This window comes from Acidovorax sp., assembly GCF_046339755.1.
Classification (GTDB): Bacteria; Pseudomonadota; Gammaproteobacteria; order Burkholderiales; family Burkholderiaceae_C; genus Acidovorax.
The window spans coordinates 25,235-40,277 of the sequence record NZ_JBKDTZ010000149.1 but is presented as its reverse complement, the minus strand read 5'-3'; the positions used below and the strand labels follow the sequence as shown (position 1 = coordinate 40,277).

The 15,043-nt window shown below is 66.0% G+C and carries 16 protein-coding genes; 10 read left to right on the top strand and 6 right to left on the bottom strand.

Translation table 11 applies throughout. The features are described from left to right. The coding region (locus tag ACK59X_RS12775; protein WP_409957696.1) for a beta strand repeat-containing protein at positions 1-2,756 on the top strand (2,756 nt) is incomplete at its 5' end. Between the two features lie 69 nt (positions 2,757-2,825). Here the strand turns inward: ACK59X_RS12775 and ACK59X_RS12770 are convergent. Continuing rightward, positions 2,826-4,016: a hypothetical protein gene (locus ACK59X_RS12770; protein ID WP_409957699.1), complete on the bottom strand. Its 1,191-nt coding sequence runs from the start codon at positions 4,014-4,016 to the stop codon at positions 2,826-2,828. Between the two features lie 315 nt (positions 4,017-4,331). Between ACK59X_RS12770 and ACK59X_RS12765 the strand changes: the two genes are divergently transcribed. Then, positions 4,332-5,063 carry a hypothetical protein gene (locus ACK59X_RS12765; protein WP_409957695.1) on the top strand — a complete coding sequence of 244 codons (732 nt, stop codon included), beginning with the start codon at positions 4,332-4,334 and terminating at the stop codon, positions 5,061-5,063. Between the two features lie 46 nt (positions 5,064-5,109). On the opposite strand, the gene ACK59X_RS12760 is transcribed toward ACK59X_RS12765, so the two are convergent. Beyond that, entirely contained in the window at positions 5,110-6,168 is a 1,059-nt protein-coding gene (locus ACK59X_RS12760; RefSeq protein WP_409957694.1) for a saccharopine dehydrogenase NADP-binding domain-containing protein, read from the bottom strand. Between the two features lie 88 nt (positions 6,169-6,256). Here ACK59X_RS12760 and ACK59X_RS12755 point away from each other — a divergent pair, with 88 nt between their 5' ends. Beyond that, the gene (locus tag ACK59X_RS12755) at positions 6,257-6,865 is read left to right on the top strand and encodes a TetR/AcrR family transcriptional regulator (RefSeq protein ID WP_409957693.1); all 609 of its coding nucleotides are present in this window, start codon (positions 6,257-6,259) and stop codon (positions 6,863-6,865) included. Positions 6,866-7,012: 147 nt separating this feature from the next. Here ACK59X_RS12755 and ACK59X_RS12750 read toward each other — a convergent pair whose 3' ends face one another. Further along, positions 7,013-8,365 (bottom strand): MBL fold metallo-hydrolase RNA specificity domain-containing protein, encoded by a 1,353-nt coding sequence (locus ACK59X_RS12750; protein WP_409957692.1) that lies wholly within the window; start codon positions 8,363-8,365, stop codon positions 7,013-7,015. A 179-nt stretch (positions 8,366-8,544) separates the two neighbouring features. On the opposite strand from ACK59X_RS12750, the gene ACK59X_RS12745 reads away from it, so the two are divergent. Then, a complete protein-coding gene (locus tag ACK59X_RS12745; protein ID WP_409957691.1) occupies positions 8,545-8,775 on the top strand; it encodes a DUF2892 domain-containing protein in 231 nt (76 codons plus the stop codon). A gap of 154 nt (positions 8,776-8,929) precedes the next feature. On the opposite strand, the gene ACK59X_RS12740 is transcribed toward ACK59X_RS12745, so the two are convergent. Continuing rightward, positions 8,930-10,201 carry an MgtC/SapB family protein gene (locus ACK59X_RS12740; RefSeq protein WP_409957690.1) on the bottom strand — a complete coding sequence of 424 codons (1,272 nt, stop codon included), beginning with the start codon at positions 10,199-10,201 and terminating at the stop codon, positions 8,930-8,932. Positions 10,202-10,480: 279 nt separating this feature from the next. Between ACK59X_RS12740 and ACK59X_RS12735 the strand changes: the two genes are divergently transcribed. Continuing rightward, a complete protein-coding gene (locus tag ACK59X_RS12735; protein ID WP_409957689.1) occupies positions 10,481-10,918 on the top strand; it encodes a universal stress protein in 438 nt (145 codons plus the stop codon). A gap of 202 nt (positions 10,919-11,120) precedes the next feature. Here ACK59X_RS12735 and ACK59X_RS12730 read toward each other — a convergent pair whose 3' ends face one another. Beyond that, entirely contained in the window at positions 11,121-11,942 is an 822-nt protein-coding gene (locus tag ACK59X_RS12730; protein ID WP_409957688.1) for a universal stress protein, read from the bottom strand. Positions 11,943-12,124: 182 nt separating this feature from the next. After that, entirely contained in the window at positions 12,125-13,003 is an 879-nt protein-coding gene (locus ACK59X_RS12725; protein ID WP_409957687.1) for an MBL fold metallo-hydrolase, read from the bottom strand. 121 nt (positions 13,004-13,124) lie between these two features. On the opposite strand from ACK59X_RS12725, the gene ACK59X_RS12720 reads away from it, so the two are divergent. The 5 genes from ACK59X_RS12720 to ACK59X_RS12700 are packed head-to-tail and all read left to right on the top strand — an operon-like array spanning position 13,125 to position 15,031. After that, complete coding sequence (locus tag ACK59X_RS12720) at positions 13,125-13,469, top strand: ArsR/SmtB family transcription factor (protein ID WP_409957686.1); 345 nt, start codon at positions 13,125-13,127, stop codon at positions 13,467-13,469. Next, complete coding sequence (locus ACK59X_RS12715; protein WP_409957685.1) at positions 13,459-13,890, top strand: YeeE/YedE family protein; 432 nt, start codon at positions 13,459-13,461, stop codon at positions 13,888-13,890. The genes ACK59X_RS12720 and ACK59X_RS12715 overlap by 11 nt, the downstream gene beginning before the upstream one ends. 18 nt (positions 13,891-13,908) lie before the next feature. Continuing rightward, entirely contained in the window at positions 13,909-14,355 is a 447-nt protein-coding gene (locus ACK59X_RS12710) for a DUF6691 family protein (protein WP_409957684.1), read from the top strand. Between the two features lie 25 nt (positions 14,356-14,380). Next, positions 14,381-14,533, top strand: a complete 153-nt coding sequence (locus tag ACK59X_RS12705; RefSeq protein WP_409957683.1) for a hypothetical protein — start codon at positions 14,381-14,383, stop codon at positions 14,531-14,533. Positions 14,534-14,551: 18 nt separating this feature from the next. After that, positions 14,552-15,031, top strand: coding sequence for a DUF599 domain-containing protein (locus ACK59X_RS12700; RefSeq protein WP_409957698.1), 480 nt, complete (start codon positions 14,552-14,554; stop codon positions 15,029-15,031). The last annotated feature ends 12 nt before the right edge of the window (positions 15,032-15,043 follow it).

Below are 15,043 nucleotides of genomic sequence, written 5' to 3'. Positions count from 1 at the left end.
TGGCGACCACCGCAGAGGCCCTTGACATCACGGGTACCGTCAGCATGACGCAGATCCAGCACCAGGCGCTTTCCGCCGTCACTGGTGCCACGGGCGTGGTGCGCATCACCTCCGGCGGTACGGTCAACGGCAAGAACGATGCCGCCAGCGTTGCCGGCTACCACCTGTCCAGCATCGCCTCCAACGCCTTTGTCGTGGCCGCCAACAAGCCCGGCGTGAACCTGACTGGCGCCAACACCAACACGACCACGGTCAACCTGGGCGGCAACACCGCCAGCGGCACCTGGAGCCTGGGCGCCGCCGGGGACATACTGCGGGTCACGGACGGCGCCGACTTTGCCGCCGTCAATGGCGGCCTGGCGACCACCGCCGAGAACCTGGTGTTCACCGGTGCCGGAACGATGACGATGACCGTTGAGCAGCACGAGGGGATCACCAGCATCACGGCAGCTGGGGCATCGGATTTCGTGACGATCACCGATGGCGGCGCGGTCACCGCACGTGCGGGGGTCGAAACCTACACCGTCTCCGGTGGCGGTGCGAACAGCGTTACGCTACTGGCTGGCACCAACGTGAATGGCGTGGTGGGCAATGCCACCACGGTGAACACAGGGGGCAACACGGTCACCGGCATCTACACCCTGGCCAATGCGGCCGACGTGCTGGCCGCCACCGACGGCGCCAACATCGTTGGCGCCAACACCACCACGGTCGAACGCCTCGCGTTGGCCGGCGCCATCACCATGACGGCGGCCCAGTACAACACCTTCAATACCGGTGGCATCACCGCCGCGGGCGGCAGCGACAAGATCATCCTGACCACGGCGCTCGCCAGCGGTGAGACCCTGAACGCCGCGGTGGAGAATTTCACCCTGGCCGCCGCCAGCAACTCGGTCACACTGGGTGCGGCGCAGTCGATCGATGCACAGGCCCTCACGGCCGGCCAGACGCTGAACCTGGCAGGCGCCTTCGCCGCCACCGTGGCGCTGGCCAACGGCAACCTGTCGTACAGCGCAGCGGGCAAGCTTACGGTGACCGGCGGCGCCGGCGCCAACACCATCACACTGGGCACTGGCAACGACACCGTCAACGCAGGCGAGGGCAACGACGTCATCACCGGTGGCGCGGGTGTCGACACGCTCAATGGCGAAGGTGGGGACGACAGCTTTCTCCACGCATCGCTGGGCGAATTCATCACCGGCAATGCGGTGGTGGACCTGATCGATGGCGGCAGCGGCACGGACGCGGTGGTCATCACCGGCGCAATCACGCTCACGACCGCCAGCGACCTGCGCCGCATGACCTCGGTAGAGCAGATCAATGCACAGGCGCAGTCGGCGACCACGCGGTCCCACAGCATAGTGGCCAACTCCGACGCTTTGCTCAGCGGCGTCATCGCCATCGACCTGTCGGGCGACAAGAACGGCAGCTCGTCCGGCAACTTCGACCTGCGGGGCGTGACCCAGAGTATGGCGCTCAAGGGCGTGGGCGCGGGCACGAACAGCATCACCGGAGGCTCGGGCGTGGACACCTTGGTCGGCGGCAACGGCGCGGATTCCTTCTACTACTACGACGCGGCATCGTTCATCTCCGGCTCCGGGGTGGTGGACAGCATCGATGGCGGCGGCGGCACTGATATCGTCCAGATCAACAGCGCATTCAGCATATCCAGCACGCAGTCGCTTGATCGCATCACCAATGTGGAGGTTTTGCGCGTCCAGGACCAGACCAGCAACCGGGCCTATGCGCTGACCTTCCTGTCCGACGCCAACCTGGGCTCCCTCAGTGAGATCAACCTGTCGTTCGACAAGGGCAGCGGCTCTGCTGCTTCAATCGACATATCGGGCGCCACCCGTGCGATGACCGTGAACGGGGTGAAGAACGGCACGAACAAAATCTTCGCCGGACAGGGTGCGGACATTCTCCAGGGTGGATCCGGTACGGACTACTTCTTCTTCAACAGCGCAGCGCATGCGGCGGGCGACACCGTGACCAGCGGCGGTGGCACCGACTACGCGTTCTTTGCATCCACCGCAGGCGAGACGCTGCAGATCACCAACAACTTCATCGGCATCACCTCGTATTGGATTACCACGGACACCCGGGGTCCAGGCTTTGTCACTGGGACCACCAGCGAGAACATCGATGCCAGCGCCTACACGCTGAGTAGCCTTGTTTTGAATGGCAGCGCCGGCAACAACAAGATCACGGGCGGAGTGGGCCACGACAACATCATCAGCAATGGCGGTGCCGACGTGCTGCGGGGTGGTGGCGGCAATGACACCTTGCAAGGACAAGGCTGCATTATTCAGTTTGAGGCCACAGCGGCAATCAACGGCCAGGACACGATCAGCACGCTGGCGGGCGGCGGCAAGCTCGATTTCACCTTCTTCCTGGGAGGGGCTGGTTCGGTGGCCGCTTCGGCGGTGCATGCCAACGACCCAACGACCCTCCTGCTCAATGGCGCCAACAACATCGGAGTGCGTTTCGGAAGCACCACGGTATCGGTCGGCGACATCAACACATCCACCGCCAATGAAGCCGGCAAGATCAGCTTAGCCAACGACGGCAAGGCGGTGGTGCTTGCATTCAACTCTGCCACCGCTGACGCCATGGTTGGTTCCAATGGCAAGGTCTACTACGTCTGGGACGCTGATTCCAGCGCAGCGACGGATTTTCAGGTATCGGTAGTCGGCACCCTCACCTTCGGAACCATGTCTGCGGCGAGCATGGCGACGGCGGCTTACTACATCTGACCGAGACCTCGCCCCCTGCACGTTCTCGCAGCCAGAGGGGTGCATGCAACAGCGCCAGCGCCTGCCCGCTCAGCGCCCCAGCTTGGCCTTGAGCAGGTCCAGACCCTGGCGCGCCAGCACACCCGTGCGCCGCGCACCCTGCTGTACCTGTTCGGCTGTGGGCAGCGCCCCCTGCGCCGCCTGGGTGGCGCTGCGCAGGCCGTCCACCGCCTGGCCCGTCAGCGCCTCACCGCGCTTTTTCAGCTCTTCCACCTGCTGGAGGGTGGGCATCTGCTCCTTCGTCCAGGACGCTGCCTTGCCCACCGCACCCGCAATCTGTCCGGGCAGTTCCGTACCACGCATCGTGAGTTCCCCTATCTGCTGCGCTGTCCGCAGCTGTTCCTTGGTCCATGCCGCCGCCTTGCCTGCAGCCCCTGCCACCTGGCCGCCATAGTGGTTCGCATGGCCCTTGGCCTGGGCCCACACCTTGGCAACCTCTCCCGGCGGCGGGGTCTGCAGGGTCTGCTGCACCTGGGCCAGCAATTGTTGTTCGGGCTCGGCCAGCGCCGCTCCGCCGGCCTCCAGCATCTGCGCCAGGAAGGCGCCCATCTCGGCCGCGATGACCTGGTGGTTGCAGTCCGGGTTGGCGTGCAGAAAGGCGGCCAGCTCGCGCGCCAGTTCCTGGGGCGAGGCATCGGCCAGGCCGGGCTCGACCACGGCCATGGCGCGCGCCACAAAGCGCTCGTCCAGCCCCCATTCGTCCACCAGGTGCGCGGCCAGGAAGGCATGGCGCTGCGGAGGTACCACGCCATCGGGCCCGGCGGCCAGCCGCAGCGACAGCGGCGCGATCAGGTCGAACAGCGCCAGGCCCAGCGTGTCGAGCGGGGTGTTCAGGCAGCGCGGGATCTCGATGACCCGGCTGCCCTTGGAAGCCCCCAGCCAGCGGTACATGCCGTAGCACGCCCCACCCGAGGCCAGCGCCGCCAGAGCCACCCAGCCCACCGGCGTGGCCGCTGCGCCCACCCCCAGCGCCCCGACCACGCCCGAAGGCGCAAAGAACGCTGACGCCACCATGCTGGACTTGGCGATGGCGGCCCCGGCACCGGCCGCGCCCAGCACATCCCACAGCTCACGCCCGCGGTTCACCATGCGCAGCGATGCGTATGCGTTCTCGCCGATGGCCAGCTTGGCCTTGAAGCGCAGCGGCTCGGCCACGACGCATTCAATACCGTCCAGGCCCGAAGCGGCCTGCGGCACAGCCTGGGGTTCCACCTTGACCATCTCGTTCACGCTGCAACTCCATTGGTAGTCATCGCGCGGAATGATCGCATGGGCCGGCCCCAGAAACCAAGCCCAGTTCCACGGCACGCCGCAGGGACACTGGGGCGCTCAACGGCCGATCAAGGCGTGGCCGCGCACGGGCTGGCCGTTGCGGCCAACCCACAGCCCATGACCGAAGAACCTGTTCTAAGCCAAGCCCCTTGCAATGCACTTCGCCAGCGAACGTGCGAGACTAGGCTTGATGGAATGCGCTTACACCCTATTTATTACAAAAGTATTTTTCACGACGAACCCCCTTCCCTGCAGGAGCGGCCTGTGACGGATGGACACGGGGTGGTCGTGCCAGGGCGGCACGCAGGCTGGAGCGTGGGCGCATCCTGGCAACGGCGCATGCTGCTGGCCAGTCTGTGCCTGGCCCTGGTGCTGGGGTACTCCATTGCGATCCGCCTGCCCGTGTCGGCGGGCTGGGAGAACAGCTGGATCGAGAACAGCCAGGCCCTGGTGCTTCTGGGCGGCGGGCTGGCGGCCATGTGCTTTGCAATGGCCGGCGGGCGCAAGCGCCGCACATCCGCCACCCACGCCTTTGGCATTCTCGCGGCGCTCACCTGGTTCCTGATGATCGCGCGCGAGCTGAGCTGGGGCGCGGCGCTCGGCACCGCCGTGGTGGTCATGCCCGACGGGCCTTTCTATTCGTCCTCTGTGCTGTGGTACCACGATGCCATCCGGCCGCTGGTGGGCCTGTGCGCCACCTTTGCGCTGTTCCTCATCGTGCGCTTTCGCCTGGACCGCCTGGTCTGGCAGCTGGTGCGCCATCGCAATGTCCCCTCGGCGGAATGCACCATCCTGCTGATCGCCGCGCTGGGCAGCACCTATGCCGACGGCCACCTGCTGGGACTGCCCGTCGAGCAGGTTTTCCTGGGCCACGATGTGGTATTTGAAGAATGGATGGAGCTGGTGGGCTACATGGCACTCGTCCTGGCGCAGCAGCATGTCTTTGCGTCACTGGGCCGCTTGCCCGGCGCGCTGACGGGGCCAAGCTCCCGCTGAGCAGGCTGCGAGCCGCCGCGTGCATGCGGCCAGGGAATCAGCCAGATCAGCCCGCGAACACCAGTTGCAGGTACCCAGGCGCCAGTGCCTGCAGGAACGAGCGCGCGTCCCCCAATTGCCCCGCCGACAGGGCCCCGGTCAGCGCCCCATCGGCCGCCAGGATGCGCCCCACCGCCTGCGCAGCCAGCGGGCCGGTGATGGCATAGATGTCCTGCCCGCTGGCGCTGGCGTGGCGTTCCTCACTGCCCCGGCGCACCACCACCTCGACCAGGAAGCGCTGGGCCGAACGACCCGACGCGTCCACCGCCACGGGCGCAGGCGTGCCGGGTGCGCGCAACTCGGTGAGTGGGGTTTCGTTCATCCACGCCGGCACGTCGGGCACGCGGATGTGGTGGGCAATGGTCACCGCATCGGCGCTCGAAAATCCCACGACATCCTGCTCGCCAAAGGGCGCGGCAAAAGCCCAGTTCTTGCGCGGCGGCACGGCGGGTGGCATCTGGAACTGGCCATTGCGGTACACGATGTGCCGGCCCGCATTGCGCACCCCGGTCTTGCGCGTGCCCGCGGTGGGGTGCCAGCTGTCCAGCGCGATGTGGATGTCGATGGCATCGGCACCAGGCCAGTCGCCGGTGGCGCTGGTGGCCAGCAGGTCGCCCACGGCGCCATAGAAAGCCACGGCGGGCGCGGCGCACAGGCCGGCGGCCGCAAAGCGCTCGCCCCACTGCTCGAAGACCTCGCGCGCCGTGGGCTGCTCTGCCGACACGTCCACATAGTGCACGCCGGCTTGCAGGGCGGCCTGCAGCAGCTGGGGTGCGCTGTCGGCAAAGGGGCCGGCGCAGTTCACGACCAGCGAACTCTCGGCCAGCAAGCGCACAAGAGCGGCGGCATCGCCGTCTAGCCTCTGCACCCGCAGTTGGTCCGCCGGTGCATCGGGGAAGGCCGCCCGCAGCCTGCCCAGGTCGCGCCCGGCCAGCAGCACGGCATGGCCCTGTTCGTGCAGTGCCTGTACCACGAAGCGGCCCGTGTGCCCGGCGGCGCCGTATACCAGCACGGGGCGGGCAGAAGCGTTGGAAGAAGAGGAAGGGATGGAGGCGTTTGCAGTCACGATACAGACCTGTACGTTTTGTTGAAGATGGCGCGATGCTACATACAGGTCTGTATTGTGTCAACGCAATCCGTGGGACAATGACGCCATGAGCCCCACCGCCCCCCGCAAGACCGCCGCCCCCTTGCCCCCCGCCCCTGCCGGCGACGTACAGCAGCGCATCCTCGACACGGCCTGCCAGCTGTTCTACGCCGAGGGCGTGCGCGCCGTGGGGATCGACCTCATCATCGAGCGCGCGCAGATCGCCAAGACCAGCCTGTACCGCTACTACCGCACCAAGGACGACCTGGTCGCCGCCTTCCTGGAGCGCGAGGACAAGGAGTTCTGGCAGCAGTGGGACGAGGCGGCAGCCCCCCATGCGCCCGACGCTAAAGCCGAACTCGACGCCCTGCTCGCCTGGGTGGGCGAGCGCGTAGCCCGCCCCGGCTACCGCGGCTGCCCGCAGCTCAACGTGGCGGCGGAGTTTGCAGACCCCACCCACCCGGCCCGCGCCATATCGGCCGCGCACCGGCTGGAGCAGCGCAAACGACTGGCCGCGCTGTGCAAGCGCATGGGGCTGAAGAAGCCCGAGGTCACGGCATCGCAGCTCTCGCTGCTGGTCGATGGTGCATTCAGCAGCGGCGCGCTGCTGCTGGGCGATGGTGCCGGCAAGGTGCTGCGGGCTGCAGGGCGGGCGCTAGTCGAGGCGGCGGCCTGAACGTCTTCCCGCGAAGGGCGGCGATGCCGGGCTCCCTGGTTGGCCGAGACCTCCGCTTGGGAGTTTTTACCCCATTGGCAATTGCCCGCTGGTTGCCGTACCGGTTATAGACAAGATACCGGAGAGTCTGCATCCGATCTTGACCAATCAAAGCTCGAACGACTGCCGGTACTCGGGTACGGTGCAATTCCAGCCGTAGGTCTCCTCGATGGCCAAGCGCATCGCATCAGCAGCCACAGGCTCTCCGTGGGTCACAAACACGCGGCGCGGTGAATGCTGCACACCAAGCCAGTCGAGCAGTTGGCGGCGGTCCGCGTGCGCAGAAAACTGTTGCAGGTTGGCAACCTCCGCCCGTACCTTCACGTACGCTCCATGGATCTTGATGGCGTCTGCGCCGTCTACCAGGGCCTGGCCCCGGGTCCCCGCGGCCTGGAAACCCGCAAAAAGGATCGAGTTCTTTCGGTCTGGTGCATAGGCTTTCAGGTGGTGCAGCACCCTGCCGCCGGTGGCCATGCCGCTGGCGGAAACGATGATGGAGGGATAGCTCAGGCTGTTGAGCCGGCGTGACTCCTCTACCGTGTTGACGATGGTCGTCTGCACGCTCATCGCCTCGCACTCGATTGCCCCCAACCGATGTTCGTCCGAGTGGCTCTTGTACAGGCCGGTGACGTCCGCTGCCATCGGGCTGTTGAGGTAGACCGGAAGGTCCGGAATGCGCCGCGCTGCCTTGAGCAACTGGATGGCATGGATCAAGGTCTGCGCCCGACCCACGGCAAATGCGGGTGCGACAACGATGCCACCCCGGGCTGCCGTGCGGTTGATGACGCAGGCGAGCTCGACGAGCCCATCCTCGTCGGGATGCTGGCGGTTGCCGTAGGTGGACTCGACCACCACGTAGTCTGCCTTTTCGACGGCTTGCGGCGGCCGCATGAGGAGGTCATCGCTTCGTCCCACATCGCCCGAAAACAGCAGACTCCCTCCATCCCAGGCAAGACGCGCGCTGGCGGCCCCGAGGATGTGACCCGCACGCTGCAGCCGCCAGGACCAGCCGTTCCAGGGCGAGCATTCGTTGCCGAAGGGGATCTCCTCAAACGCCTCGAGTGCAGCACGGGCGTCCTCCTGGGTATACAGCGGCAGCGAAGGCTTGTGCCTGGAGTGACCATGGCGGCTGGCATACTCTGCGTCCTCTTCCTGCAGCCAACCCGAATCGGGCAGCAGCAATCGGCAAAGCTCGCGCGTGGCCGCTGTGCAATACACCTTTCCGCGAAATCCTGATTTCACCAACCGCGGCACATAGCCACTGTGGTCCAGGTGCGCATGGGTGAGCAAAACGGCATCGATGCTGGCAGCGTCCACCGGCAACGGATCCCAGTTGTGAAGCCTCAGTTGCTTGAGCCCCTGGAAAAGGCCGCAGTCGACCAACAGCCGGCGCCCATGGTGGGTCAGCAGGTATTTCGAACCGGTGACGGTTCCGGTTCCGCCCAGAAAGTCGATGCGCATGCTTGTCTCCGCTCTGCGTGGTGGTCCGAGGCTTTGGACGACGCACGCCCAAGCCCTGGCGTGCTCACACCCTAGGCCCGTTGGCCCCCGACACCATTGACCTGGGTCAATGGAAGACGGGCCCTGGATCGCGCCCGTGATTGATCTGCCTCAATGGGAACAGGGCCAGGACGCGCACCATGGGCCATGTCCATCAAGGAGTTGCCATGCCATTTCTTCAAAGCAATGTCGGGATTTGGGACCGGGCCACGAGGCTGGCTGCGGGTGTGCTGCTGATCAGCCTGGCGGCCATGGGAGCCATTGGCCCCTGGGGTTACATCGGTTTCGTGCTGCTTGTCACAGGCATCATGGGAACCTGCCCGATCTACTCCCTGATCGACTTCAGCACCTTCAAGCGCCAAAAGCCATGATGGGCCACACCATGACTCCCCGTCTATGGATCATTGGCGCACTGGGCCTGGTGTGCGTGGCGGCCGCACTATGGCTGGTGGCACGGATGGTCGTGGCGTGGATCACCTTCGATTGACCAAGCGCCATCGAGGGACTGGCAGGTTGAACATTGAATCACCCCAACACGGTCCACCACGCCGTGAGCGATGCGAGGGCCAGGCTGCACGCCAGGGCCCCCGCGATGCGTGCGGCGAACCATTTCCCACCCGCTACGGCGGCCACCATGCAACGCGTCAACGTGTTGGCAGCGATGGCCACCAGCACGCCTGCGATCCAGTGATCGACTGACACACGGCCGGCGGCATGCAGCGCGGCCAGCGCGGCGATGGAGGCGTGGGGATCGAGCAGCGCCGCCAGCGCCACGCCGATGCTGCCGGCCGTGTCGCCCAGATGGCGCTGGGCGTTTCCCACCAGCAAGGTCACCCCGGCAAGTACCAGCGCGACCAGAATGGCCTCGCGGGGGCGCAAGGCCGAGCCCTTGCGGTCCGGCAGCGCCTCGGGAGGGGTCACCGCGGCATGGCGGACAAGCGCCGCGCCGAAGGCAGCCGCCCCCACCGCCCCGGCAAACGCGCTGGGCAGCAGCGCCCACGCGGCACCGGGCGAGAGCGCCGCCGACAGCATCAACGCCTGCAGCCAGGTGGCGGACGCCGAGACCGCGCCGCTCCCTGCCAGGACCGACAGCTGCTGTGGCTGGGTACGGGCCCGGCTGCCCAGCGACGCAATGCACGCCGTGCTGGAGACAAAGCCCGACACGAGGCCTGCCAGCAGCGGCCCGCCGCGCGGCCCCAGCCTGCGCAGCGCGACCTGGCCGCCAGCCTGCATCGCCAGGATCAGCAGCACCATTGCGGCCAGCGGGCGGGGATTGATGCCGCCCAGGATGTCCATCGGACGAGATGGAACCAGCGGCAAGAGGATCAGCGCCAGGGCAACCAGGAGCAATCCGTCATGCAACTCCTGCTCGCTGAGCAGCTCTGGCGCGAACCGGTGCAGGTGGCTGCGCGCCGCCAGCAGCGCAGCCAGACCCGCCCCACAGGCGGCGCCCAGCGCCGGCGCGATGGCAGCTTGCACACCGACAAGATAGGTCGCGAACAGGGCCATCTCCGTGGTCACGCCCGGGTCTTTGGTACGGCTTTTGAAGTAGGCAATCGCCACCAACACGGCGACAAGCAGCGCACCCACCACCACCAGGCCCGGCACCGGCAGGCTTTGCGCCAACGCTCCGCAGACCGCCGCAACGGCAAAGCTGCGCACACCCGCCACGTCGCGGTCGTCGCCTTGCCCCTTGCGCCGTTCGCGCTCGGTGCCGATGTGAAGGCCGACACCCAGCGCCACGGCCAGACCAAGGGCCGGGAGCACCGCTGCCTGGCTGCTGGCACTGGAATCCATCGGACACCTTTCTTGGTTGCCATGAAACGCGCAACAGCACACATCCGTCAAGGCCAGGGGCCGCGCGTGCAGGATATCAATCATCTTCGCGAGCCACGCGCCGGAGGGACTTGATAAGGATCAAGAAACAGCGCATCGCTGCCGCGCGGCTCCCCCGCCCCAGCGACACCGAACACCCCGATGGAAAAACAACCAGCTGTATCCGCCAAGGATGACCGAGGTCAATGGATGCGCGCACTGGTCCATCCATGATGGGGCTCTCACCCCAAGGAGGACCCCATGTTCAAGCGCATACTCGTTCCCGTCGATGGAAGCCAGACCTCCAACAAGGCACTCGTCACCGCACTTGGGTTGGCGCGGGAATGCGGTGCTGTAGTGCGACTCATGCACGCAATCGATGACCTCGCATTGATATCCGGCTATGACTACAGCATCGACCTGATTCCGATTGCGCGGGCCCACGCGCACAAGCTACTGGCGGATGCGATGGCCATCGCCGGTTCTGCCGGGATAGACGCAGACTCCATCTTGGCCGAGATTCCCGGGGTCCGGCTCGGCGAGACAGTAGCCATACAGGCCCGTGAATGGAGTGCAGACCTGATTGTTTTGGGGACCCACGGCCGCAAGGGCCTGGGAAGGGTTCTGCTGGGAAGCGGTGCCGAGCAGATCATGCGGACGGCCCCGGTCCCTGTCCTCGTCGTTCGCGGCGACGAATAGAGCGTCTGCGCCAGGCGATTCTCCTCATGCGGCAGACGCCCGCTGACAAGCAGGCCATTGCGCATGCGGCCCTTCACCCATCAATGAAAGAGCAGTGAGCCGGCAGTTTCGCCAGCAGGCTGACACGGTCCAAGCAAATTCGCTCTTTGGGACACTCCATCGCTTGGAAGGCCGGCGACGCAACTGTGGTACCGACAAGGTATCAGTGGGCCATCAATACGGGCAATGTCATCGCGTTCAATACGGATCTGGTCGCGCCCCCCATGATCCATTCGCGAGATCGACTATGTCCATAACACCCCATGACGAGAAGGTCTGCACCCACGTCAGCACACGAAGAGAGAATGCTTTCACCAACTTCGCCGTCGCCACCTTGGATGTCACGGTAATTCGCTTTGATGCCATGGGCTTGAAGATAGCCGGCCAAGAACGGATTCCTGGTTTGCTCCGATGCGCTGCCGCTAACGACCAGCACGTACTTGGCATGCTGTAACCAAGGCAGGGAGGCGGCAAATGCGCGAGAGGCTTGCGGCGTTTCCTTCCAGGCAACCACCACGGAATCTCCCACAGAGTCGACGCGTCCCACCCGAGGCAAGATCAATGCAGGCCGTCCCGACTCAACCAAGACACTTGGCAGAAAATCCGATGGCAGCAGGCCAGCCGCAGGATCATCTTCTTCACGCTGCCCCATGACCAAAAGGTCGGCATAGAGTGCCCTCCTCGCGAAACCCCATGGTCCTTCGGGCAAAGGTTCCGCCCAGCGCATTCTGGCTGAATTTTGACCAAACTCATCAAATAGCCTGCGCGCTTTACGCAAGCAGTCATCGTCGGATTCATGTGCATGCTTGAGGACTGCAGTAGCGCCGCCGAGAGCGTATGGATACAGCATCACGGCGGAAAGCATGCATGGCTGTGCGATCACAGATGCATCGAACTTTTCGGCCAGATGTCTCGCCACTCCGATGCGCTCGCCGGCCTTTGCGGAGCTATCAACGTGCAGCAGAATTGACTTCATGTTTTGCATGGGTACCCTTCAGGAATTGACCAGGTACAGCCACGGTATACGGCCTCGCTCAATCACCCTTGATCTGCATCAACTCCGGGTCATACCCCCGCATTCCAAACAAGGCTGGCGGCCGCCCTTTTCCGAGGGCACGATACTGAAGGCCATCCCATCAAAGCCGGCTGCAGCATCGGCATCTCAATCTACAAGGCATTGAGCGGTATGCGCAGGTACGCCACGCCGTTGTCGTCCTTGGGCGGCAGGTCGCCAGCGCGGATGTTGACCTGCACCGAGGGCAGGATCAGCACCGGCATCTCCAGCGTGGCGTCGCGGCGCATGCGCATGGCGGCGAATTCATCCTCGCCCACGCCGTCGTGCACGTGGATGTTGTGCGCGCGCTGCGCGGCCACCGTGGTCTGCCAGGCGGGCTCGCGGCCGGCGGGCGGGTAGTCGTGGCACATGAACAGGCGCGTCTCGGGCGGCAGGGCAAGCAGCCGGCGGATGGACTGGTACAGCGTGTGCGCATTGCCGCCCGGGAAGTCGCAACGCGCCGTGCCCACGTCGGGCATGAACAGGGTGTCGCCCACGAACACGGCATCGCCCACCTGGTAGGCCATGCAGGCCGGGGTGTGGCCCGGCACCGCCAGGGCCTGCGCGTGCAGGCTGCCGATGCGGAACGCGTCGCCATCGGCGAACAGGTGGTCGAACTGCGCACCGTCGGCATGAAAGCCCGGCTCCAGGTGGAAGATGCCCTTGAACACCTCCTGCACCTGGGTGATGGCGGCGCCAATGGCTATCTGCCCGCCCAGCACGTCGCGCAGGTGGTGCGCGGCCGTGAGGTGGTCGGCATGGGCATGGGTTTCCAGAATCCACTGCACCGTGAGATGCTGCGCGCGCACGAAGTCGACCACCTTGCCGGCCGACGCGGTGCGCGTACGGCCAGCATTGGGGTCGTAGTCGAGCACCGGGTCGACGATGGCGCAATGCCCGCCCGGATGGTCGAAGACCACATAGGTCACCGTCCAGGTGGCGGGGTCGAAGAAGGCTTGAACCTGGGCTTGTGCGATGTCTTGCGGTTGCATGGGGAGTATCCTTGCGCCATCAATTAAGATATTTATAGTTTATTGACAGATATTTTGTTTGTCAATAAACTATCGACCAGGGCATTGATCCACCTCACCGCAACCCAACCAATGGAGCCCCATGCAGGCCGAAGCCACTACTACCCCCATGGACCTGGAAAGCCTGCGCCGCTCGGCCGACAGCGCTTGCCGGCTGATGAAGGCGCTGTCCAACCCCGACCGGCTGCTGCTGCTGTGCCAGCTCACCGAGGGAGAAAAGCGCGTGGGCGAGCTGGAGGCGCTGGTGGGCATCGCCCAGCCCACGCTGTCGCAGCAACTGGGCGTGCTGCGCGACGAAGGGCTGGTGACCACCCGCCGCGACGGCAAGCACATCCACTACCAGATCGCCAGCACCCAGGCGCTGGCCGTCATGCAGACCCTGTTCGAACAATTCTGTGCACCCAAGGAGGCACCCCATGCAGATTGACTGGAACCATTTCACCCCCTGGGCGGCCCTGGCGGGCGGCATTGTGCTGGGGCTGGCGGCTGCCGCCTTCGTGCTGCTGCATGGCCGCATCCTGGGCATCAGCGGCATCCTGGGCGGCCTGCTGGACCCACGCAGTAAGGATGTCGCGTGGCGCGTCGCCTTCGTGCTGGGCATGCTGGCCGCCCCCCTGCTCTACCGCCTGGCGGTGGGCGCGAGCGAAGTGCGCATCGACGCCGGCTGGGGCATGGTGGTGCTGGCCGGGCTGCTGGTTGGCGTGGGCACGCGCTATGGCTCGGGCTGCACCAGCGGCCACGGGGTGTGCGGCCTGTCGCGCCTGTCGCCGCGCTCACTGGTGGCCACGCTGGCCTTCATGGGCGCTGGCTTTATCACCGTCTACCTCATCCGCCACGTGCTGGCCTGATCACAGAAAGACCGATCCATGAAGCTCCAACGCATTTCCGAATTCGGCATCGGCCTGGTCTTTGGCCTGGGCCTCATCATCTCGGGCATGACCGACCCCGGCAAGGTGCTCGGCTTTCTCGACCTGGCCGGCCTGTGGGACCCCTCGCTCGCCTTCGTGATGGGTGGCGCCATCCTAGTGGGCGTGTTCGCCTTCGCCGTGGCCCGCAAGCGCACCACCAGCGTGCTGGGGGGCGCCATGCAGTTGCCCACCGCACGCCACATCGACCGGCGCCTGGTGCTGGGCAGCCTGCTGTTCGGTGTGGGCTGGGGCATCGCGGGCTTTTGCCCCGGGCCGGCGATCGTGTCGCTGGGCGCTGGCGAGCCCAAGGCGTTGGTGTTCGTGCTGGCCATGCTGGTGGGCATGGGCGCCTTCGAGTGGCTGGAGGGGCGCAAGCGGGCGCGCAGCGCACCCCAGGCGGCTTGAGCGGGCTTGAGCGGGCGTGAACGCCATGACCACCAGCCCCTGGCTTGCCGCCATCGCCACCTTAGGCATCATTGCCGCATACGAGGGCTGGCTGGCCATTGCGCAGCGGCTCGCCCCCGGGCGGCTGGCTCGCTCGGCCCATGCCTCGCTGCGCGAAGACTGGTTTGCCGCCATCTAGGCGCAGCCGGGCTCCGAGATCCTGGCCGTGCAGGCGCTGCGCAACTCGCTGATGTCGGCCACCATGACGGCGTCCACCGCGGTGCTGGGCCTCATGGGCGCGCTGTCGCTCACCGCCCCCACGCTGCACGCCACGCTGGGCGAAGCCGCCGCCGGCACGGCCGACTGGCCGCATGTCACGCCCCGGCTGGCCATGGAGCTGGTGCTGCTGTGCCTGCTGTTCGCATCGCTCGTCGCATCGGTGATGGCCGTGCGCTACTACAACCATGCGGGCTTCATCGGCGGCATGCCCGTGGGCGCCCCCCAGCGCCAGCGCTGGGCCGCCGCCGGCAGCGCCTATGTGCGCAAGGCTGGCCTGCTCTACAGCTGGGGCCTGCGGCAGCTAATGCTGCTGGTGCCGGTGGTGGCCTTTTTGCTGCACCCGCTGGCGGGCGTGGCGGGGGCGCTGCTGGTGGTGGCGGCGCTGCTGCACTTTGACCGGTTTACGGCCGGCGAATGAGGGGCGGAGCAA